The sequence below is a fragment of the Labilibaculum euxinicum genome, assembly GCF_963678175.1.
In the GTDB taxonomy this organism is placed as follows: domain Bacteria; phylum Bacteroidota; class Bacteroidia; order Bacteroidales; family Marinifilaceae; genus Labilibaculum; species Labilibaculum euxinus.
In genome coordinates this window covers 2,311,526-2,332,841 of record NZ_OY782756.1, presented here as the reverse complement: position 1 = coordinate 2,332,841, position 21,316 = coordinate 2,311,526, and the positions used below count along the sequence as shown (strand labels likewise).

Here is a 21,316-nt window from a genome sequence, read left to right as displayed (position 1 = left end):
TAGGAAAAATGAGATCCGAAATCGAAGCTTATACTTCGATGTTTCAATGTAATATCAGGAAGGAAGCTGTGCAAAAAAAACTTTCCAAATCACTGATTCAATTGTTGTCCATTCAAATATGCAGATATACTCTACGCCCTTTTCATCAAAATACTAAAAGATTAGCAGATACAAAAAAAGACCAAGCTAAAGAGCTTGGTCTGGAAATATACTTAAAGTTAAATCGTTTAGTTCTTTGTGTCTTTAACGATAACATCATGAGCACCACCTTCGATAATACTTGTAGATGAAACCAAGGTAATTTTTGCTTCAGCCTGCAATGCAGAAATTGTTGCAACACCACAACTACACATGGTAGATTTAATTTTACCTGTGGTAATATCTAAATTGTCTTTCAATTTACCGGCGTAAGGAACGAAACTATCCACACCTTCTTCAAACTTAAGACTGTTCTTACCTCCCATATCATATCGCTGCCAGTTTCTTGCTCTGTTCGAACCTTCGCCCCAATATTCCTTCACATAGTTACTGCCAATTAATAGTTTTCTGGTCGGACTCTCGTCAAAACGGGCAAAATATCTTCCCATCATCATAAAATCAGCACCCATTGCCAAAGCAAGGGTCATGTGATAATCCATCACAATTCCACCATCGGAACAAATAGGAATGTACTCACCGGTCTTCTTAAAATATTCATCGCGGGCTTCGGCTACTTCAATTAAAGCTGTTGCCTGACCTCTGCCAATTCCTTTTTGCTCGCGGGTAATGCAAATAGATCCACCACCTACTCCAACTTTAACAAAATCGGCACCAGCCTCGGCTAAATATAAAAAACCAGCTTTATCAACCACGTTTCCTGCTCCAACAGCTACCTTACCCTTATAATGTTCTTTTATATATTCTATGGTAATTTTCTGCCATTCCGAAAAACCATCCGATGAATCGATACACAAAACATCAACACCAGCTTCAACCAAAGCAGGTACGCGCTCTTCAAAATCACGGGTATTAATACCTGCGCCTACAATTAGTCTTTTATGATCATCCAGCAATTCATTCGGATACTCTTTGTGATTATCGTAGTCTTTTCTAAAAACAAAGTATTTCAGGTTTTGTTTTTTATCGATAACAGGCAAGGTATTTAACTTGTGATCCCAGATAATATCATTTGCCTCAGTCAAGCTAATTCCATATTCACCTACAGCAAGATTCTCTATAGGAGTCATGAACTCTTTTACCTTCTTATCCAAACTATCCTTACTTAATCGATAATCGCGGCCAGTAACGATCCCTAGAAATTTTCCATTTGCGGATCCATCACTGGTTACTCCAATTGTTGAAAATCCAGTTTCTTCTTTTAAAGCAATTACATCCTGTAAAGTTTGTTCAGGCATAATATTAGCACGGCTCTCTACAAAACCAGCTTTGTGTTTTTTTACTTTCTTAACCATTTTGGCCTGCTCCTCGATTGACTGAGAACCGAAAATAAACGACACACCACCCTCTTTTGCCAAGGCAATAGCCATTCCATCATCGGAAACAGATTGCATAATTGCAGATACAAAAGGTGTTTTCAGATTGATTCTGGAAGATTCTCCTTTTTTAAATTTAACCAATGGAGTCATCAAGCTAACTTTGTCAGGTGTGCAATTGACCGCAGTTAGTCCTGGAATAATTAAATACTCACTAAAGGTTCTCGAAACGTCATTAATAATCGTAGCCATAGTTGTTCTATTCAATGGTTGTTCAAATAAAAAATTTTACGAAGGTATAAAAACATCCTGTCTCTATTAAATCAAACAGGCTTAAAAATTAAAACAATCTGATTTACCCACAGACAACAACCTCTCATAAGCCAATCTAAAACACTATTATACAAAAACTTAACGAGACTTAAATCCATTCTTCAAATTACAAAATTGAAAATCAATAATACTCCCAAATACTTTTAAAAATACGTACAATTCTTCTGTTTTACGATTATTTAGCTGATGCACTTAAAAATGCCAACCCACTTTCAACGATACTTCCCCCTGAATCTTTTTGGTTTTGTATTCTGTAGTACCAACTGATACTTTTTCGTTATTTAACACATAGTGCAGGGCAGCCCAAGGCTCAATGTAGAAGTTTTTATGCAACTTGATGATGTATCCACTACCGGCCGTAATCACATAATTTGTAAAATCATAACTCCTGTTGTCAATTTTCGAGCTGATTGTGTTGTCCCACATTTCTGCCCCTGCTCCCAGCCACCAACCTTCAAAATTGTTGTTTTTGAAACAATCAAAAATCAAAGCTGTGGCTGTTGTTTTCAAATCTTTAAAATCATTATTCCCCATCAATTTATCGGGCATCTGAAAACCTGCAATTACTCCGCGAACCCGAAATTTCCTGTATCCATACCACAATTGAGCCGAATACCCCAGATTGCCGGTTGTGGCACTCATAATTGGAGGAAGCAGATCAATGGCAATACCTACGGTTTGTTTGGTTGTTATACTATCGGTTTGGGAAGCAAAGTTTGATTTGCTGCAAGTTGATTCAACGGTTTTCGATTGTGCTGAAACTGTTGTGGCTAAAGCTATTATTACCACAAAAAGAAAGGATTGCTTTTTCATCTTTTACATTTATTTTCATTCGTAAGATGGAACTCGCAAATAAATTTAATCAGCCTCCTGTTTGTGAATTTGAATCCTAAATTTATTATGCTCGTTATATCATAAAGTGTTACTGTTTACGATACAAATATCGGCATATAAGGAAGTGAGATCCCTCCACAATTGTTACCAAATTAATTTACTGAAAAAACTCTTTGCGAATTCGGCTTAACGACTTTGGAGCAATACCCAAATAATTGGCAATATGGTATTGCGGCACCTTTTGAAAGATTTCAGGATGATTGCACAATAAGCTTTCATATCGCTCCTTTGCCGAAAGCACTTGCAAATCGATACTCTGCTGAGCAATCTTCACAAATGATTGTTCCATTAAGATTCGGCCCAGACGCTCCAATTTCGGAATTTTTATATATAGCCTGGACAAATCCTGCTGTTTAATCACTAACAATTCAGAGTTTTCGATGGCCTTAATATTGATTAATGACGGCAAATTACTCAAACGGCTTTCGTTAATCGTTACCCAATCGCATTCAAATGCAAAATCTGTTGTCAGTTCGTTGCCATTTTCCAAGGTTTTGAAATAAATCAACATTCCAAAATTGACAAACCCGATAAAATCACACACCTTCCCTTCCTGTAAAAAGAGTTCATTTTTATTGATGGCTTTCACTTCCAGACAAGAAGAGAATATCAATAATTCCTCATCTGTTAACGAAACAATTGAGTCAATGCTCTTTTTTATTCTACTTAGCTGATCCATAAACTACTTCTTGGGAATTTTTTCTCTTACTGCCTCAATAATCATCCGGGCAACTTTCTCTGATCTATAATGTGAGCTATTAACAGCTAAATGATAATTTTTTGCATTGTTCCAATTTTTACCCGTAAAATGGCTGCAATAGTTAGCCCGTTCGCGATCTGCCTTTTCTAATAATTGATCTGTTACCCGAGCCTCCAAGTCATATTCCTCAACAATTTTATTTTTTCGGTATTCATTGCCTGCATGTATAAATACAGTAAAACAATCAGGATGATCCTTTAACACAAAGTTGGCGCACCGCCCTACAATAACACAAGATTCTTTCTCACATATTTCTCGAATTATTTTGCTTTGCGCTAAAAACAGCACATCGAGAGGAGGCTGCTGTTCATTTAAATAAGCATAGTTCTGTTCATAAAGATCATACAACAGAGAATGCGCCAGTTTCTGTTCGTGCTCCTCAATATATTGAGTTGTGAACCCACTTTGCTCGGTAGTTAATTGAATCAACTCTTTATCGTAAAAAGAAAATCCCAGTTCTTTTGCAATCAACTGTCCAATCTCATGTCCTCCGCTGCCATATTCCCGGGATATGGTAATAATTAATTTTTTATTTGGTACTTGAACAGGAGTTACAGACTTTTCTTTCTCTTGTGGCTTATTGCCCAGCCAAACATCGAAAAACGGCAGTTTACGACTGTATAGTCTTGCCAAATAACCAACCAATAAAGCTGCAACAATAGTTCCTTCCCTCACTCCCTGCAAATGGTGAATCAATGCAAAAGAACTTAATATTCCTGCAATAACCATTAAACTGTCAACCCAAATTTTAGCTTTCCCAAACTCCTTTTTCCATGTTTCGGCTATGGCCATGGCCAAACCTTCTCCAGGCAAATAGGTGATGCCCGCTTTTACTTCCAGAAATACACCAAATGCAATCACTACACAACTGAGCATACACAACAATCCCTGCCAACCGTATCCTGATAAAGTAAGATCTGAAACTAAATAAAGGGTGAAATCAGTAAAAAAACCAAATACAAATACGACTGGAAGTTGTATTAATTGAAACAAACGATATTTTCGACGCAATAAGAGAATTTGCAATAGGATCAGAAAAACGTTGAAAATAATAGTCATCTCTCCCATTGTCAGCGGATACCTTAAACTGTAAATGTATGGGATACATGAAATAGGTGAGACTCCCAGATTCGCTTTTACTGATAATGCTACCCCGAAAGCCATTATGAAAAGCCCGGAAACAAAAACCAAAATTCGTTGCGTAATATTATTCATTCTCATTTACTATAATAGCTAAAATCACTTGATGAAAAGTTCAAAATTACTAATAATACGCTATCCGGTATTCCAATAAACCATTGTTTATAAACACATATTGAAAATTTTAGTTTATAAAACAACAGCATCTATAGATTAACATCATAATAAGTGTAGTAAGTTATTCTTACATTGAGAATTTGACAGAAACTATTTGATTTTGATTTGAATCAAACAATAGAAAAGAAATAATCCTTCTCACTTTTAAACAAAAGGATATTCATACCGGAAAAAATATCTCATACGAGAGAGAGACGCATGAAGTATTGTATGTTTCAGTGTCATCTAATTTTGCCCCCCGTCCTATTTTTTCGTAAATTGATGTAAACCACTCATATGCAAAGAATAACAATTCTTTTAGTCCTGCTCTCCAATATTAAGTTGCGGATATCGTTTTTCACCTCAAATAAAATCACACGCTATGAATTTTTTCTTCGTTTTTAGTGTCGCCGTTATCTTTTTTCTGTTGGCCGGAATCCGTGTAATTTTCGAGTACAAAAGAGCCTTAAAATTCCGATTCGGAAAATACATTAAAATATTGCAACCTGGTTTCAGATGGATTATTCCCATTGTTGAAACCATTAACATTGTCGACATTCGTGTGATCACCATCAATATCGACTCTCAGGAAGTGATGACCGAAGACAATGTTCCATGTAGTATAGATGGTGTTGTGTTTTTTCAAATCAACGATCCCGAAAAGGCGGTTTTGGAAGTGGAAGAATACAAATTTGCCATCTCTCAGTTGGCACAGGCGGCCTTGCGCGATGTGTGTGGTAAGGTGGAACTGGATACCATCTTATCAAAACGAGAAGAAATGGGAAAAAATATCAAAACAATTGTAGAGAAAGAAACCGCAGTATGGGGAATTGTAATTATCGATGTGAAAATTAAAGACATTCAGTTGCCCGAAAACATGAGGCGCATGATGGCCAATCAGGCCGAAGCAGAACGCTCCAGAAGAGCACGGATTATTCTTGCATTGGCTGAAGAACAAGCCGCTGCAAATTTATTGGCCGCAGGTAAATTGATTGATCAATCGCCATCGGCTATTAAATTACGACTCTACCAAACACTTGCCAATATTGCTTCGGAAAAGAATTCGACCATTCTGTTCCCATTTCCCGAAGAGGTGTTGCCACGGAAACCAAAAGAGGAGGATTAAAAACTGTTTATGCACGTATTACTGAACAGACCGACAAATAAAATCCTAAGAATTACGAATTACCCTCGTATCGAATTGATTGCCGTAATCCTAACCGGCATCCTAAAATACATCCTGATGGACTTGTTGCTGATGCGGGCCATTTACATTGCCGGCATCTGCATTTTTTGGGGTGCTTATATTCTCTTCCGATATTCAAGCAATAGGGATGTTCTGAGCCACTGGGGATTTACCAAAAATAATTTTAAACACTCAATGGTCTTTCTGCTTCCTCTTGTTGTGGTTAGCATCTCGGTTTCCCTGATTTATGCTCATTTCAATCATTCTCTTACATTTACCTGGCATATATTGCCGATTATTTGCCTGTATCCCATTTGGGGAATTGTTCAACAATATTTAATGCTCGGACTGATTACCAATAATCTGATTTCATTGACAAAACCCAGCATCAATAAATATGTTCTTATTTTTTTGATCTCAACACTTTTCGGTTTGGTGCACTATACCAATTACTTTTTAATGATTTTCGTCTTTGCAATGGAAGCCATATTTTTGCTGGCTTACTTTAAATGGAGAAATCTTTGGGCCATAGGCATTGCCCATGGATGGATCGGAAGTTTTCTGCTCTATTTTGTTCTTATGAGAGATCTTTGGAGTGAGTTATTCGCTTGGTTTTAAATGTGAAAGAATCTTCTTAAATCGACTCCTTTTTTCAATCGATAATGAACATAAAAGAGAAGTACTGAAATTGGAATCATGGAGGTTACCACAATAATGCTCCATCTGATCTGAAACTGATGAACGAAATAGAGCGAAACAAAACCATCAACACAGATTGAGAAAAGACCAATTGCCAAAAAGATAATCGCCAAAATATTAAAACCCCGTTGTTTTGAGATACGTATCAACCAAATTACAAGCAATAACAAAATATAGAATGACAACAGAATGGGAATACCCAGTTTGATTCCCCAACCAACATTGGTGCTAAACAAATCCAATAAAATAAGAAGAAGCGAAGTTGAAACAAGACTTTCAAGCACTATTATCAGCATTCGATGCCGCCAAAAGGTAAAGACACTGATGTTGGCAAGTACAGCCAAAGAGGCCACAGTACTATAACTTGACCAGGTAATGCTTTTGTTCAAAAAAAGATTCAGCGTAACCGTAACCAAGATGCCCGAGAAGAGAATGATGTTTGATAATTCCCAAAACAATTTACGCCTCTGCGCTTTGGTCAGTTTTTCAAAATCATCAATGATCTTATCCTTTTCGAGCTTTTGTTGGGATGTGGAAAGTTCGTCCGCTCCCGATTTTTCTCCAATAGATAAACCACACAACGGACAAAAATTCATATTGACATCCAGTTCAACTCCACATTTATTACAATAATTCATCTCGCTGTTCATGATATGTATTTAAAATTTTAACCTTCACATTTTGCTCAACAAGAAATCGCAGAAAACGACGTTCAAACTCCTTTGAATTGCTTATGTTGCCAAAACTCAAAACCAGTTTGTCTTTGTATCCAATCACTCCGCAATTGATCTTCACTTTTTTATTGGGTGGCGGCGGTGTTATCACAAAATAGTTTATTTGATCGGCTATGGCATCGGGTACTTTCGTATTTCCCAAATTAGTTACCACTCCACTAAATTGATTGGCTCCTTCGGCATAATACTTGGCATACAAAACAAGACTCTTTAACAGAATGGGGATACTTCTCACAAAAACATTTCGTTCGCCGCCAACGTTACGCGATATAATCTTACTGATGAGCTTTTCATCAGTCTCCAATTCCATTTTATGATGCACGATCTTCACTATTTCATCGAAGGAGTACAGCCCCAGTCTAAAATCCAGTTCCGGTAAAACAAAGAGAGAAAAATTCCGCATGGTTTTCGTTGGGTAGATGTTCCGCAAATTGATCGGAACCTGAATTCTGGCCAATTTACGACGAACTCCTTTTCCTTTGGCCTTACATTCATGAAAAATATCCTGAAGCACCAAAAGATAAACGGCCACCAGAAAGATGGTAATACTAACCGATTTTTCACTTGCTCTCTCCTTCAATTCTTTGGTTGAAATCATTGCCAAAAGCACATCAAAACGGGGTTTGGGATTCAAATCAAAAGGCAAATGAAAAGCTTTTTGCTGACGGATTACGTGTGGTATTTTCTCTTTGAAGTATCGGTTGTAAGCATCTTCAAATTCTTCGGGATTGGCTTTGCTGGTATAAAACGGATCTATCTGCTCCTCAGGAATCATTCCTTTTTCATTAAAGTAATAAATCAGAATGGCCTTAAGAAATTGCAGCAGGCCAGCTCCATCGGTAAGAATATGGGAAAACTCAACACTGATTTCATTCTTACGAACCAAAATACGAAAGAGAAGCTTATTTGAATCCTTCCTGTCGAATGCCTGACAAAGCCGACCAGTATCTCCTGTCACTTTAACGGGATCATCAATCTGCTCCAGGTAATACCAGAAAAATCCTTTCCGAAGACTTACTTTAAAATAAGGGAATCTTTTTTCGGCCAGTTCAATCGCCGAAAAAAGGTGTTTAATAGCAACCCGCTCGTTAAGAACTGCGGTAATTCGTGCAACTGTAGAATGTTCTTTTGAGCGTATGGCTGGAAATATTTTTGCTGCATTGTCAAGAGGTGCCCAAAAACTTATTTTTTTATCCATTACAACAGTAAGTTTTTAACGAAAATCCTTCTTTATCCCTTGTAAGTTACGGAAAAAAAGACGCTTTCATTGGCTAATTTCATAACTTGCAGGATATTCAAAGCATAACAATCCAAGCACACAGGCAAATTCATTAACTCTAAATTGAAATACCGCTTAAAATCTGTAGGAGTTACGACTCTCTATTCTGACCTTTAAACTAAGATACTTTGCACCTAACTGATTCACCATTCCTATCTTCCAATGAAAGCACTCCTGATTATTCTTTCGAGTACCTGGAAATTTGCAGCAACCTTTCCCGTTGCGGTCTGTGTTTTTCAGATGTCTTTTTCTGAGACTATCCTGTACACAAATATCGGCGGATTCATTGGCATTCTGATCTCTACTCTGGTTTCGAAAGGTTTAATCAAACTATTTAATGTATATGGGTCAGATCTGTTCAAATCCAAAAAGAAAATCAAAAAAAAATTCACCAAAAGAAACAAACGTTTAGTCGTTTTAAAGAACAATTACGGATTGGCAGGTATTGCAATCCTCACCCCAGTACTTCTGTCGATTCCTATTGGTGTTTTTTTAAACACCAAATATTACGGGCATCGGAAAATCAGCTATCTGTATTTACTCCTCTCTCAAATTGCATGGTCGTTTGCCTACACCCTATTTTATACCGCAATAAAAACCGGTATTTAGGACCCCGAAACCAACCGGCAACAAAAAAGCCACGGAAACTATCCGCGGCCATTAACTAATTCTAATTTACTCTTACTTTATCTCCAAAATCATTGCCGATCGGGCCGGAACTTCTAGGCCCTCATTCATTTGAATTATTTTGCCTGAGATAATATCTTTTGCTATCTCATTCCCATTCAGTATTTCATGATATCGTTCTGTTTGCAAGTGAACCGATTCAGTATTCTTATTCAAAATCACCATTACTTTTCCTTTATCGGTATACCGGAAGTAGCTGTATATTCCATGTTCAGGGGTATAATGCATCAACTTTCCTTTATGAATAACGGTACTGGTCTTTCTCCAATTTAATAATTTCTTTAAAAAATCCTGAGCTTCTTTTTCTTGTGTGCTCAGGCCCTTTCCTGTAAAGGCATTCACTTCATCGCCTTCCCATCCTCCGGGGAAATCCATACGCAGCAATCCATGATCACCTCCAGCATCGCTGTTTGCTAAAACCTCTGTACCATAATAAATTTGAGGAATTCCTCTCATCGTAAGAACGTAAGTCATTGCCATTCGATACAAATCGTAATCTTTATTCAGCTGATTAAAAACTCGGGCCATATCATGGTTATCAGGAAAGATGACCAAATTATTTGGATTTGGATATTGCACATCATTCACCAATATCTCGTACAATTTGATGAATCCTGTCCCCCAGGTATCTTCTTCAGTTAAACCTTCCACCAGTGCATTTTGCAAGGGGAAATCCATTAAACTTGGCAGGTTGGAAACATAACCATTCTTGTTTTCTTTCCCCTTTTGCCAATAGGATACAACGGCTGGATTGGTACTCCACTCCTCGCCAACAATATTTAGGTTTGGATATTCTTCCAAAATTCTACGGGTCCATTCAATCAAAAATTCAGAGTCCGAATATGGATAAGTATCTACACGGAGTCCATATAAGTCGGCATATTCTATCCACCAAATGGTATTTTGAATCAAGTATTTTGACATGAACTCGTTGCGCTGATTCAAATCGGGCATGCTTTCTACAAACCAACCATCAGAAAACTGTTTCAAATCCTCTTTCGATGCATATTGATCCTGAACTGTAGTTCGCTTGTGAGTACAACTTGTAAATTCCCCTTCGTTATTGATCCAATCCGTTGAAGGCAGATCCTTCATCCACCAATGTTCAGAACCGCAATGGTTCAAAACAATATCCATGATGATTCCTATTCCTTTCTTCTTTGCCTGTTTCGAAAATTTACAGTAATCCTCATTTGTTCCAAAGCGTGGGTCAATTTGATAATAGTTGGTTATTGCATAACCATGATAAGAATAAGAAGTTTGATTATTCTCCAGCAATGGAGTCGACCAAATGGACGTAAATCCCATATCGGAAATGTAATCCAAATGATCAATAATTCCCTGAATATCTCCACCGTGACGACCATCTTTTTGCTCACGATCCAAACCTTCAGGTAATCCTTCTACATTATCGTTCGCCATATTGCCATTGGCAAACCGATCCGGCGTAATCAGGTACATCACATCCGCAGGAGTGTAGCTTAAACGTTCGGCAGAACCTTCTTTTCGTTCCAGCAACTGATACTTGTATTTTAGGATGGTTTTCGCTCCTTTTTTAAAAAGGATATCAAAACTTCCGGCTTTTGTGATTTCACTCAATTTTAAATCAACAAACAGATAGTTTTCATTCGACACTCTGCTTACCTTCATAATGCTGACACCGGCATAATTTACCTCAGGTTTTAAATCAGCAATATTCTCGCCATGAATCAACAGTTGCAGGCTCGTGTTCTTCATGCCGGTCCACCAAAACGCAGGCTCCAAATGATCAATTTTGTATTTTGCATATACCGTACTGCTTCCTATCAGCAGTACGGTTAAAAAAATCATGAGTATTCTTTTCATCTGTTTATAATTTTAAGTTTTTGTTATATGATCCAGAAAGCTTTATATATGAACGTTTCATTTGATTTTAGTTCAAGTAACCAATCCCCTGAATGAGATGCAAATAAATACTGCAAACAGTATAACTAATCCTGCGGATTACTGTATAATGTTCTTGTTTGCAAACATCCCATAAAAATGGTAGTTGGTAATAAAAAGCAGGTTTTATATCCAATACTCCCTTTATATCCAGCGAATATTTGTAAAATGCCTTACATATGTAGTTTCGGAATATTTATCTTTACAAAAATGCAGATCATCACCCCTGAGAATAGCTGGCTTTCCAAAGTCGTAAACAACAGACTTGTTCAGCACCTTACTTACTGGATCATATTTGTACTTTTCTTTGCTTACGCATGGGGCACATTCGATGCAAATTATATCAAAACAGTAAAGGTCGAACTAATCAATCTACCGGTAAAAATACTCTTGGTTTATGCTGTTATTTACTACTTGTATCCAAGGTTTTTATACAAAGGGGAAATTTGGCAATTTCTTTTTTATTTCCTTATCCTAATCGGTTTTGCCGCCTTTATTCAACGCATAACCGATAACCTGATTATTGTTGATTTCTTTTTTCCGGAATGGCAAAAAGAATCTACCTTTTCTCTCACTCAAATAGTTCGGGGGGCTGTTAATTTAGGAGCTGTACTTGCCTTACCCATGACAGTAAAACTGATGGAATATTTAGCAAAAGTTCAGCAGAACGAACAGATTCTGGCCAAAGAAAAGTTAGAGGCTGAATTAATCTTTTTAAAAAATCAGGTTCAACCTCATTTTCTTTTCAATACTCTAAACAGTTTGTATTCACTGATATTAAAAAAGTCTGATCAGTCACTTGATGTGATTCTTAAACTATCGTATTTACTGCGGTACATGCTTTACGAAACCAATTCTACTCAGGTTGATTTACGCAAAGAAGTGGATAGCATCAAAAGTTATATGGAATTGGAAAAGATAAGATATGGAGACCGCATTGATATAAGTTTGAATATTTGGGGCGATTTAGACAGCAATCACATTGCTCCAATGATCATTCTGCCATTTATTGAGAACAGCTTTAAACACAGTACCAAAGGATTGAATAAAAATGCATGGATCACCATCGAGCTTGGAAGTAAGGCAAATAAACTGGTTCTGAAAATTGAAAACAGCATTCCGAAAGTAAGCTCCAATCAAGATGCTGTGGTAGGTGGTATTGGTTTGCAAAATGTAAAAAGGAGATTATCTTTAATCTATCCTGAAAAGCATGAGCTTAAAATTAATCGTACCGAGGAATCGTACAATGTCCATTTAAATTTGCAATTGCTATGAAACGTCCATGCCAAAATGATTTTGACAGACAGAGAGATGATTGTCTCAGCATGGTAATCCCGAAAGCTTTCGGGACCATATGGCAAATCAAAAACAAATTATAGTTATATGAAAGTAAAATGTTTACTAGTTGATGATGAAGATCTTGCTTTGGATGTAATGGAGGCATATATCAAGAGAATAGACTATTTGCAATTGGAAGGAAGATGCAAAAGTGCAGTTGAGGCTTTATCTGTTTTAAACAGCAAAAAAATTGATTTGCTTTTTCTGGACATTCAAATGCCGGGATTAACAGGAATTCAATTGCTGCGAAATATTTCCAATCCTCCAACAGTAATTTTCACTACTGCTTATTCAGAATATGCCTTGGAAAGTTATGATCTGGAAGCCTTGGATTATTTAATCAAACCAATTCCTTTCGAACGCTTTATTAAAGCTGTAAACAGATATTTCAAGCTCAAAAAACACGATTATCAGATTCCCGAAAAAAAGGAACAAAGCAACACCGATCAAGCATTTATATTCGTGAAATCCGAAAAGAAAATGGTAAAAGTTTTCTTAAATGAAATACTTTACATTGAAAGCCTGCGAAACTATGTAAGTATTTATCAGGAAAACGGACAGGAAATTGTTACTCTTAACACCATTAGTAACATTGAGGAAAAGCTGCCCGAAACAAATTTCCTAAGAATACACAGATCATTTATTATTGCGATCGACAAAATTGAAAGTTTCACTTCAAGCCTTGTTCAAGTCGAACAAAAATACATCCCAATTGGCCGAAATTACAAAAGCATGGTTATGGATGTACTCAACCAAAACAGCATCAACTGAGACAGTATCAATTTTTGACTGCCTGGCCCGCGCCAGACGACCGCCAAACTTTTTTTTGACTACCTGGATCACGCCAGATGATCACCAAACATTTTTTTGATCGTCTAAATTGCGCCAGCCTAGCTCCAAACTATTTTTTGACTACCTGGCTTGTGCCAGATGGCCGCCAAACTTATTTTTGATTGTCTGGCTTGTGCCAGATGATCACCAAACTATTTTTTGACTGACTGGCTTGCGCCAGATACCCACCAAACTTATTTTTGAATTGCCTTAAAAATCACACTAAATAGGAAAAGCCGTTCAGATGAACGGCTTTTCGCTGGGGTATCTGGTTTCCGAAACATCGGAAATCGGTCTTGCTTATTTTACGTACACTTTGTATTCCCAAGCTTTAAGAGACATTTTCTCTTTTGCTGAGAATTTCACCTCTTCCTTGCTAAAGTAGTCTTTGTAATCGCCTGCCAGTACTTCTGACGCAAGTGTAAATTCCTGAGCGTCGGCAGTCAGATTCAATACCACCAGTACTTTATCGCCTTCAGCTTCGCGGGCAAATGCATAAACAGCTTCGTTCTTGTCGGAAGGAATACGAACAATCTCACCACCTTTCACTCCATTTTGAAGAGCTTTGTTTGTGCTTTTCAGGCTAAGTAATTGTGTATAGAATGGCAATAAGCTTTTGTTGCTCCAATCGATATCATCTTTTTCGAAAAATTTCAACCGCTTGTCCATTCCTGCTTCCTGTCCGCTGTAAATCAACGGCATTCCAGGCATGGTGAAAGTTAATACTGCAAAAGTATTTCCTGCATCGCCCATTCTTTCTTTAACGGTACCGTTCCAAGAGTTTTCATCGTGGTTGGTGATAAAATTCATGATGTAAGAATCTGCCGGGAAAACAGTATCTATTTTGGTGAAATATGCTTCAATATCGTTGGCATTTTTCTCGCCTTTGGCAATCTCATTCATCAAATGATGAAAATCCCATCCATAACCCATATCAAATGCATTCTCTACTAATTCGTGACCACCATCTTCGGCCAACATGAATACAGGCTTAACTGCATCTAAATCTTTACGGGCTTTCTCCCAAAAATCAGTAGGAACCATTCCTGCTACATCGCATCGGAATCCATCAACGTCAGCATTCTCAATCCAATATTTTAATGAACCGATCATGTACTCACGCAGTTCATTGTTGTCGTAGTTCAAGTCTGCAGTATCCGACCAATCGGTTCCTTCCGGAATAACTATTTCTCCTGCTTCATTTTTTGTGTAAAAATCAGGATGCTCAGTCATTAGAATATTGTCCCAGCCAGTATGATTGGCAACCCAGTCTAAAATAACATGCATGCCCATTTCGTGAGCTTTGTTTACCATGTTTTTCAAATCATCCATAGTTCCAAATTCAGGATTAACTGCCCGGTAATCTGATACAGCGTAATAGCTGCCCATGCTTCCTTTACGATTTTTTTCGGAGATAGGGAAAACAGGCATTACCCAAAGAATATCAACACCCATTTCCTTTAAACGAGGCATGTGTTCAACAAAGGCATTGATCGTTCCCTCAGGCGTGTACTGACGAATGTTCACTTCATAGATGTTCGCATTACGAGTCCATGCAAGGGGTTTTTCAACTTTTACTTCTTCAGCAACAGCTTTTTTAGCCGGCTTATTTTGGCAGGATGCCAACATTCCTGTTAGCAAAGCCAAACCCAGAACAATGTGATTAAATTTTTTCATTGCTATTTTGTTTAGATGATTAGTTTGTGTGATGTTTTAGTTTCAAATCTTTATAGCCTTACCCCTATCCCGAAAGCTTTCGGGACCCCTAAAGGGGACTTTACCCAATTTGTTACATTAACATTTTTTAAAAAGCCCCTTTAGGGGTTTGGGGCGATTGTATGAATAATTACAACAACTCCAATAATAGAATATCGTATTTGGTATCGATGCTTATTTTTCCGTTTTCCACTTTTGTTTTCTTCCCGGAATAAGCATCACGCAATTTGGTTCCGTCCTCTAAATCTGCTATTGACAATTCTTTTTCTCCTATTGGCAAATCCAATCCTACAAAAACCTGATCCTGCAATTCAGCATTGTTATATGTTCTGCTGAACAGGTAAGGTGATTCTGAAATCATTTTATGAACTCCTGCACCTACTGCCGGATGATCTCTTCGGAATTTGCCAAGCTTTTGCCAGTGAGCCAATACGGCTTGTGCATGCTCATCGGTTTCAACTTCTTTCCAATTCATGAACGAACGTAAAGTTGCATCGCCAACAGTTCCTTCAATGACCAATGGCCGGGCAGTTTCATCACCATAATACACTTGCGAAGTTCCCGGGCACAGCAACAATTTATTTGCCGATTCAAAACTTTTTTCCCGTTTCTGATCGAAAGGTGATCCGTCATCGTGAGATGTCAGGTAGTTTAAAACTCCATAACCTTTTAGGTCGCCATTTAATATTTCAGAATATTTCGAGAACAATTCTTCGTAGCCTGATAGTGCGTTGTGTTTGAATTCAAAATTGATTAAATCGGTAAATCCATTGGCATAATAGTTCACCTGCTTATCGCCAAAATCGTAAATAAATTTGTTACTGATACCATATCCATAAACTTCTGCAACGGAATAAAATTCGTTGTTGTCCATCACTTTTTCAGGATTATTTTTCTTCCAAAGCTGAAATGCATATTCACACTCTTTGCGGAAATCTCCCCAAACGGTTTCATCAGTATGCTTCACTGTATCGGACCGGTAACCATCAATTCCAAACTGAATGATGTAATCGCACAACCATTTAATCATGTAGTATCTTGGGGTACGGGGATATCCCGTGCGGGCAAAAAACTCATCCAGTTCTTTCATTTCCTGCTCATACCTGCCTTCATTTTTCCATTTCTCCTCCAAACTTGCAGGAACAGTCACTTCTTGTGTGCTTTCAGTTTTAATATCGGGCAGATTATTGGTTAACGTACACTCTGTGGTAGTTTCAAAGTTCTGATAAGTGCAGGTTGGTCCGGTTCTCACCCATTCTTTTTCCCAGGCCGGGTCGGTCTCTGTTGCCGGTCCGGTGTGATTAATCACGGCATCCATAACAATCCGAATTCCGTTGGCATGAGCAGTCTCTACCAGTTCAGCCAAGTCTTCCATCGTTCCGAAGTTGGGATCCAAAGCAGTCCAGTCTTTCGCCCAATATCCGTGAAAACCATACGTATTGCCTGTTCCCTCATCAACCGATCCGTGAATCTGCTCAGTTACCGGAGTAAACCAAATGGCGTTTATTCCCAGATCATTAAAATATCCTTCTTTTATTTTCTGCGTAATTCCCTTAATATCACCCCCCTCAAAACCTCTCAGTTTTCCGGTAGGCAACTCACGCTCAAAATTCACATCGTTGTCTGTAGTTCCGTTGCAAAAGCGATCTGTCAGCAAAAAGTACAAGTTAGCTCCCTCCCATACAAATGGCTTGTCGGCATCTGCAATTTGCTTTTCGGATGTTGAACAAGCCGACAGCAAAAAAAGCAATACTACAAATAGGCTGTATCCTAATTTCTTCATTGTTTCAATAGTTTTAGACGCTGCTTTTATATGATTGTTTATGATTGTTTATGATTAAACCTGATTTTCTAAACACATGCAGGAAATGACTTATCTTAACTTTATTGTTACTGATTGATTCCCTTCTGATACATTCCCTTTAAACCGCAGTGTTTTTAATTCTTTATCCCAGATAAAATCAATAGATTTTTTTCCTAAGGATATTTTTTTTGGTTCCTTATCTATATTGTGAATAACCCAATTGACATTCTTATTTAAAGACTTGTAATTGCTTCCTTTTTCTGTAGCAATAGTAATCTTCAATTTCGATTTTGAAAATGCTGAACAGAATGATAACAGCTCGTATTTTCCTTTTTCAAATGCATCACATGTTTCTCCATCATCGTTGTACAAATGTCCTTTACCTGCAGCAACAGACATATCGTGATAGTAATGCAATTCCATATTTTCAAGAGAATAGTTTTTAGAATTCAACATTCCTTTAATCATTGGAATGAAAGAACCACCGCGAACAAATACGGGAATATGATCTTCCTCTGTTGATATCGTATAGCTTTTCCCACCTTCGTATTTCTTCTCGGATACAAAATCGAACCAAACAGAATTGGCAGGCATATAAACTTCTTTCTCTTTTAAGCCAGCATCGGTAATAGTCGACACCAAAAACGCATCTCCCCACATATAGGTATCAGAAACAGATAGTAATTCTTTGTTATTTTGTTCTTCGAAAAACAGTGGACGCATCAACGGCAAACCAGTCTGGTTATTATCAAATGCAAGCGTATAATTGTACGGCATCAACTGATATCTCAATTGAATTGATTTCTTTGCCAGGGCTTTGGTTTTTGCCTCACGAAATATTGGTTCGGAAGGAACTGCTTCCTGTGCATGCGGGCGGAATATCGGTTGAAAAACACCATACTGCAACCAGCGCGTGTACAACTCATCATCCAAATTATCACCTGCAAACCCGCCCAAGTCGGAATGCATGTAAGCAATTCCCTGCAATCCCATTTGCAATGAGATTTCGGTTTGTGGCTTTAATCCATCCCACGAGCGACTCACATCGCCGGTCCAGGGCACCATTCCATATCGCTGCGAACCAACAGCTCCTGCCCTCATCAAAATAAACGGGCGCTGATTGGGAAAATCTTTCTGATAACCTTCGTAAACCAATTTCGCCCAGTAATGACCGTAAATATTGTGCACCTCATCAGCCGATCCGTTTACATGCTGCAATCCTGCCGGATGAACTTCCGGCTCACCCAAATCGCCCCACCAACCGGCAATTCCTTTATTCGCCAATCCTTTGTAAATATTCCAAAACCAATCTATTGCTTTGGGTTTAAAGACATCCACCAAGCCGGTATTTCCAAAATAAAAATCGTATGTATAAGGATTCCCAATCGAATCGGTTCCCAAAACTTCTTCCTTCACGGCCTCGTCCCATCGTTTTGAGGTGGTCAGGATGAATGGCTCCGTAATTAAAATTGTTTTAACTCCTTTTTCCGCAAAATCGACAATCATCTTCTCTGGCGTTGGAAACGAATCACGTTCAAATGCCAAATTTCCCATCTCGCCTTTCATCTCTTTTCCAAACCAAAACAAATCCAGAATAATCGCATCCACAGGAATGGAGTCTTTCAAAAACTGATCGATCGTTGCTCTGCATTCCCTTTCGGAATGATATCCAAAACGGCTTGAGAAATTACCAAAACTCCAACGTGGAAGCATGGGCTGTCTGCCCGTTAAATTTGTAAATTCATAAGTGAAACCTTCCCAGGTATCCGAAGCAATTACTTGATATACTTTTCTTCCACTAATGCTTTCGTATCGCAGGGTATTTGTTTTTTTACTATCTAAGTCCAAATAACCAATGGGTGCATTGTCGAAATTAACGGCATACATTTTCGAAGAAATCACCAAAGGCATGGTGTAATTCATCAATTCGGAATGAGTTCCGTATCCGTAATGAGCCCGATTGTATAATTGAAGTCGGTATCCGCGATGATTCATGCCCAAAACACGTGCACCTCCACCAAATAAAACTTCATCCTTATCAATTGTAAAATCAATATTTTCGGTGCTGTCTGTTTTTACGTATCCTTCTTTTTCAGAAAGCAACTGTCTGCCTTTGTAGCTGTAACTGATATCAAAAGGAGATTTTGAAATTGTTACATTCATTCCCTCAGACAGGAATTGCAATTCATTCCCTTTTTCAATCAAAGTAACAGAAGTCTGTTCGGGCTGTAAAACGACAGCCGTCGATTCTCCTTTTCCAGCTTCCCCTTTCGGGATAAAGGCCGTTTCTACAATGTTTTGATTGTAAAACTGAATTTCATAACTGCCATCATTGGTAACAAGTACCAATTGGTTGCCATTCACGTTATGCGATTGATAAACCCTCCGGCTGTTTTGTGCAATTGCCGAAAATGAAGCAAGTACAACAATTAGAAATATCGAAAAACGCAAAATAATCTTATTAGTCATCTTCTGAGATTGAGAGTTTTTGTGATCACCCGATCACACTTATTTTAATTCCAATATAATTGATGTGTTTGGAGCCAATGAAATGTTTCCTTTGGTCAAATCGAATTCTTTTTCACTAATCACATCTTTTCCAGAAGTGAATGTTCCCAAACTTTCTGCAAATCGCTTTAGATTCAATTCCTGTGCATTTTCGTTTTTATTAATCACGACCATTACTGTTTTTTCAGCATTGCTTCTGAAATAAACGTAAGTATCGTTTTCGGGAACGTAATGCATCAGTTTTCCGGTATGGATTACCGGATTTTGCTTTCTCCAATTCAATAGCTTTTTCAAGAAATTAAAAGCCTCATTTTCTTTTGCTGTTCTTCCTTTAGCAGTAAAAGCATTTTTTGCATCACCTTCCCATCCTCCGGGAAAATCAACGCGCATTTTTCCATCACCATCGCTCTTTTTGCCTTCCAGCAAGATTTCTGTTCCAGTGTATAACTGCGGAATTCCTCTCGTTGTTAAAAGGAAAGTCATTACATGTTTAAATTTCTGAATATCGCCTCCTAATGTTGACATGATGTAACCTGTATCATGATTTTCCGCGAATATAAATATGTTATCTGTGTGTGGGTACAAATAATCAAAAGCAAGAGAATTGTACAAACGAATCAATCCGGTATTCCATCCTTCGTTCTCATTAAAAGCCTTTGTCATGGCCTCGAACAAAGAAAAATCCATTACGCAAGGCAAATTCGAATTGTAAGCATCATGATTTACTGCATCTTTTTGCCAGTAAGCAATCTCAGCAGGCGAACTTAACCAGGTTTCTCCAACAATATTCAGATTTGGATACTCTTTCATAATTGCACCAGAATAAACTGCCATGGCATCTTTATCGTTGTACGGATAGGTATCGACTCTAATCCCGCCTAAATCGGCATATTCTATCCACCAAATGGTATTCTGAATAAAATAGTTAATCAGTAAATCGTTTTTTTGATTTAAATCCGGCATAGACCGGGCAAACCAGCCATCAAAGTTCTTTTCGTAATCTACTTTCGAAACATACGGATCATTCGTAGTACTCTTGCGATGATTCGATTGGGTGTATTCAGGAAATACATGAACCCAATCGCCTGAAGGCAGGTCGTTCATCCACCAATGAGCCGAAGCACAATGGTTGGTTACCACATCCATAATAATTTTAATTCCACGCTTTTTTGCTTCCGCTGATAATCGGGCATAATCCTCGTTACTTCCGTAACGGGCATCAATCTTGTAATAATCCGAGATGGCGTAATTATGGTACGATGTTGTTGGTTCATTATCTTCCATTAGAGGCGTATTCCAAATTGCAGTAACACCAAGCTCCTGCAAATAATCCAAATGGTCAATAATCCCCTGAATATCCCCACCATGACGACCGTCAGGATTTTCACGATCCAATTTATCCTCCATTCCATCAACCGAATCGTTTTTTGGGTCTCCATTCGCAAATCGATCCGGCATAATCAAATACACCACATCCGATGCATCGTACCCCTTCCGGTTTGCTGAATCTTTTTTTCTGGCTTTTAATTCATACGGGTAACTTGCTTTCTTTTTGCCTCTCTCCGAAAAAACAAGGTTGAAGCGACCCGCTTTCGTTCCTTTTTTAATCAGCAGATTTACAAACAAATAATTGGGTTTATCCGTCTTTATCATCCTTTCAATTGTAACTCCCGGATAATTTATCGAAACATCATATTTCGAAATATTTTCACCATGAACCAAAAGTTGCAAATTTGGATTCTTCATATCCACCCACCAAAACATTGGCTCTACTCTTTCAATTTTCGCCTTTTCGGCAAAAGAGGAAAGACTAAAAATTGAACCCATCAGTAAGGAAATCAAAAAAGTTCTCATTC

At 38.0% G+C, this 21,316-nt stretch carries 16 protein-coding genes; 5 read left to right on the top strand and 11 right to left on the bottom strand.

Annotation, left to right across the window (positions count from 1 at the left end):
* Positions 1–227: 227 nt before the first annotated feature.
* From ACY0M5_RS09360 to ACY0M5_RS09345, 4 genes are all read right to left on the bottom strand, one after another.
* On the bottom strand, positions 228–1,724 hold the full coding sequence (locus tag ACY0M5_RS09360; RefSeq protein ID WP_461631581.1) for an IMP dehydrogenase: 1,497 nt from the start codon (positions 1,722–1,724) through the stop codon (positions 228–230).
* A 273-nt stretch (positions 1,725–1,997) separates the two neighbouring features.
* Positions 1,998–2,618 carry a hypothetical protein gene (locus ACY0M5_RS09355; RefSeq protein WP_124991906.1) on the bottom strand — a complete coding sequence of 207 codons (621 nt, stop codon included), beginning with the start codon at positions 2,616–2,618 and terminating at the stop codon, positions 1,998–2,000.
* A 178-nt stretch (positions 2,619–2,796) separates the two neighbouring features.
* Entirely contained in the window at positions 2,797–3,378 is a 582-nt protein-coding gene (locus tag ACY0M5_RS09350) for a Crp/Fnr family transcriptional regulator (RefSeq protein ID WP_461631580.1), read from the bottom strand.
* 3 nt (positions 3,379–3,381) lie between these two features.
* Positions 3,382–4,674 carry a DUF6198 family protein gene (locus ACY0M5_RS09345; RefSeq protein ID WP_461631579.1) on the bottom strand — a complete coding sequence of 431 codons (1,293 nt, stop codon included), beginning with the start codon at positions 4,672–4,674 and terminating at the stop codon, positions 3,382–3,384.
* A 463-nt stretch (positions 4,675–5,137) separates the two neighbouring features.
* Between ACY0M5_RS09345 and ACY0M5_RS09340 the strand changes: the two genes are divergently transcribed.
* A complete protein-coding gene (locus ACY0M5_RS09340) occupies positions 5,138–5,881 on the top strand; it encodes a slipin family protein (RefSeq protein WP_124991903.1) in 744 nt (247 codons plus the stop codon).
* A gap of 9 nt (positions 5,882–5,890) precedes the next feature.
* Positions 5,891–6,559, top strand: a complete 669-nt coding sequence (locus tag ACY0M5_RS09335; RefSeq protein WP_461631578.1) for a CPBP family glutamic-type intramembrane protease — start codon at positions 5,891–5,893, stop codon at positions 6,557–6,559.
* Here the strand turns inward: ACY0M5_RS09335 and ACY0M5_RS09330 are convergent.
* Both ACY0M5_RS09330 and ACY0M5_RS09325 read right to left on the bottom strand, forming a co-directional pair.
* Entirely contained in the window at positions 6,556–7,290 is a 735-nt protein-coding gene (locus tag ACY0M5_RS09330; RefSeq protein ID WP_461631577.1) for a DUF6320 domain-containing protein, read from the bottom strand. The two genes, ACY0M5_RS09335 and ACY0M5_RS09330, sit on opposite strands and share 4 nt — an antisense overlap.
* Positions 7,265–8,572, bottom strand: coding sequence for a hypothetical protein (locus ACY0M5_RS09325; protein WP_461631576.1), 1,308 nt, complete (start codon positions 8,570–8,572; stop codon positions 7,265–7,267). The genes ACY0M5_RS09330 and ACY0M5_RS09325 overlap by 26 nt, the downstream gene beginning before the upstream one ends.
* Before the next feature lie 243 nt (positions 8,573–8,815).
* Here ACY0M5_RS09325 and ACY0M5_RS09320 point away from each other — a divergent pair, with 243 nt between their 5' ends.
* A complete protein-coding gene (locus ACY0M5_RS09320) occupies positions 8,816–9,262 on the top strand; it encodes a hypothetical protein (RefSeq protein WP_461631575.1) in 447 nt (148 codons plus the stop codon).
* 72 nt (positions 9,263–9,334) lie between these two features.
* Here ACY0M5_RS09320 and ACY0M5_RS09315 read toward each other — a convergent pair whose 3' ends face one another.
* On the bottom strand, positions 9,335–11,185 hold the full coding sequence (locus tag ACY0M5_RS09315) for a glycoside hydrolase family 13 protein (RefSeq protein ID WP_461631574.1): 1,851 nt from the start codon (positions 11,183–11,185) through the stop codon (positions 9,335–9,337).
* A gap of 288 nt (positions 11,186–11,473) precedes the next feature.
* On the opposite strand from ACY0M5_RS09315, the gene ACY0M5_RS09310 reads away from it, so the two are divergent.
* Both ACY0M5_RS09310 and ACY0M5_RS09305 read left to right on the top strand, forming a co-directional pair.
* Complete coding sequence (locus ACY0M5_RS09310; protein ID WP_461631573.1) at positions 11,474–12,538, top strand: sensor histidine kinase; 1,065 nt, start codon at positions 11,474–11,476, stop codon at positions 12,536–12,538.
* 108 nt (positions 12,539–12,646) lie between these two features.
* A complete protein-coding gene (locus ACY0M5_RS09305) occupies positions 12,647–13,372 on the top strand; it encodes a LytR/AlgR family response regulator transcription factor (RefSeq protein ID WP_124991896.1) in 726 nt (241 codons plus the stop codon).
* Between the two features lie 360 nt (positions 13,373–13,732).
* On the opposite strand, the gene ACY0M5_RS09300 is transcribed toward ACY0M5_RS09305, so the two are convergent.
* From ACY0M5_RS09300 to ACY0M5_RS09285, 4 genes are all read right to left on the bottom strand, one after another.
* Positions 13,733–15,109 carry an alpha-amylase family glycosyl hydrolase gene (locus ACY0M5_RS09300; RefSeq protein WP_461631572.1) on the bottom strand — a complete coding sequence of 459 codons (1,377 nt, stop codon included), beginning with the start codon at positions 15,107–15,109 and terminating at the stop codon, positions 13,733–13,735.
* Between the two features lie 169 nt (positions 15,110–15,278).
* On the bottom strand, positions 15,279–16,931 hold the full coding sequence (locus tag ACY0M5_RS09295; protein WP_461631571.1) for an alpha-amylase family glycosyl hydrolase: 1,653 nt from the start codon (positions 16,929–16,931) through the stop codon (positions 15,279–15,281).
* A 90-nt stretch (positions 16,932–17,021) separates the two neighbouring features.
* Entirely contained in the window at positions 17,022–19,421 is a 2,400-nt protein-coding gene (locus ACY0M5_RS09290; protein WP_461631570.1) for a glycoside hydrolase family 31 protein, read from the bottom strand.
* A 39-nt stretch (positions 19,422–19,460) separates the two neighbouring features.
* Positions 19,461–21,314: a glycoside hydrolase family 13 protein gene (locus tag ACY0M5_RS09285; protein WP_461631569.1), complete on the bottom strand. Its 1,854-nt coding sequence runs from the start codon at positions 21,312–21,314 to the stop codon at positions 19,461–19,463.
* Between the last annotated feature and the right edge of the window lie 2 nt (positions 21,315–21,316).

Bases quoted from the DNA above. Each gene is read 5' to 3' on its own strand.
- ACY0M5_RS09300 (WP_461631572.1), bottom strand. From the start codon at position 15,109: ATGAAAAAATTTAATCACATTGTTCTGGGTTTGGCTTTGCTAACAGGA.
- ACY0M5_RS09350 (WP_461631580.1), bottom strand. From the start codon at position 3,378: ATGGATCAGCTAAGTAGAATAAAAAAGAGCATTGACTCAATTGTTTCG.
- ACY0M5_RS09360 (WP_461631581.1), bottom strand. From the start codon at position 1,724: ATGGCTACGATTATTAATGACGTTTCGAGAACCTTTAGTGAGTATTTA.
- ACY0M5_RS09295 (WP_461631571.1), bottom strand. From the start codon at position 16,931: ATGAAGAAATTAGGATACAGCCTATTTGTAGTATTGCTTTTTTTGCTG.
- ACY0M5_RS09310 (WP_461631573.1), top strand. From the start codon at position 11,474: ATGCAGATCATCACCCCTGAGAATAGCTGGCTTTCCAAAGTCGTAAAC.
- ACY0M5_RS09335 (WP_461631578.1), top strand. From the start codon at position 5,891: ATGCACGTATTACTGAACAGACCGACAAATAAAATCCTAAGAATTACG.
- ACY0M5_RS09285 (WP_461631569.1), bottom strand. From the start codon at position 21,314: ATGAGAACTTTTTTGATTTCCTTACTGATGGGTTCAATTTTTAGTCTT.
- ACY0M5_RS09330 (WP_461631577.1), bottom strand. From the start codon at position 7,290: ATGAACAGCGAGATGAATTATTGTAATAAATGTGGAGTTGAACTGGAT.
- ACY0M5_RS09320 (WP_461631575.1), top strand. From the start codon at position 8,816: ATGAAAGCACTCCTGATTATTCTTTCGAGTACCTGGAAATTTGCAGCA.
- ACY0M5_RS09355 (WP_124991906.1), bottom strand. From the start codon at position 2,618: ATGAAAAAGCAATCCTTTCTTTTTGTGGTAATAATAGCTTTAGCCACA.
- ACY0M5_RS09305 (WP_124991896.1), top strand. From the start codon at position 12,647: ATGAAAGTAAAATGTTTACTAGTTGATGATGAAGATCTTGCTTTGGAT.
- ACY0M5_RS09345 (WP_461631579.1), bottom strand. From the start codon at position 4,674: ATGAATAATATTACGCAACGAATTTTGGTTTTTGTTTCCGGGCTTTTC.
- ACY0M5_RS09325 (WP_461631576.1), bottom strand. From the start codon at position 8,572: ATGGATAAAAAAATAAGTTTTTGGGCACCTCTTGACAATGCAGCAAAA.
- ACY0M5_RS09315 (WP_461631574.1), bottom strand. From the start codon at position 11,185: ATGAAAAGAATACTCATGATTTTTTTAACCGTACTGCTGATAGGAAGC.
- ACY0M5_RS09290 (WP_461631570.1), bottom strand. From the start codon at position 19,421: ATGACTAATAAGATTATTTTGCGTTTTTCGATATTTCTAATTGTTGTA.
- ACY0M5_RS09340 (WP_124991903.1), top strand. From the start codon at position 5,138: ATGAATTTTTTCTTCGTTTTTAGTGTCGCCGTTATCTTTTTTCTGTTG.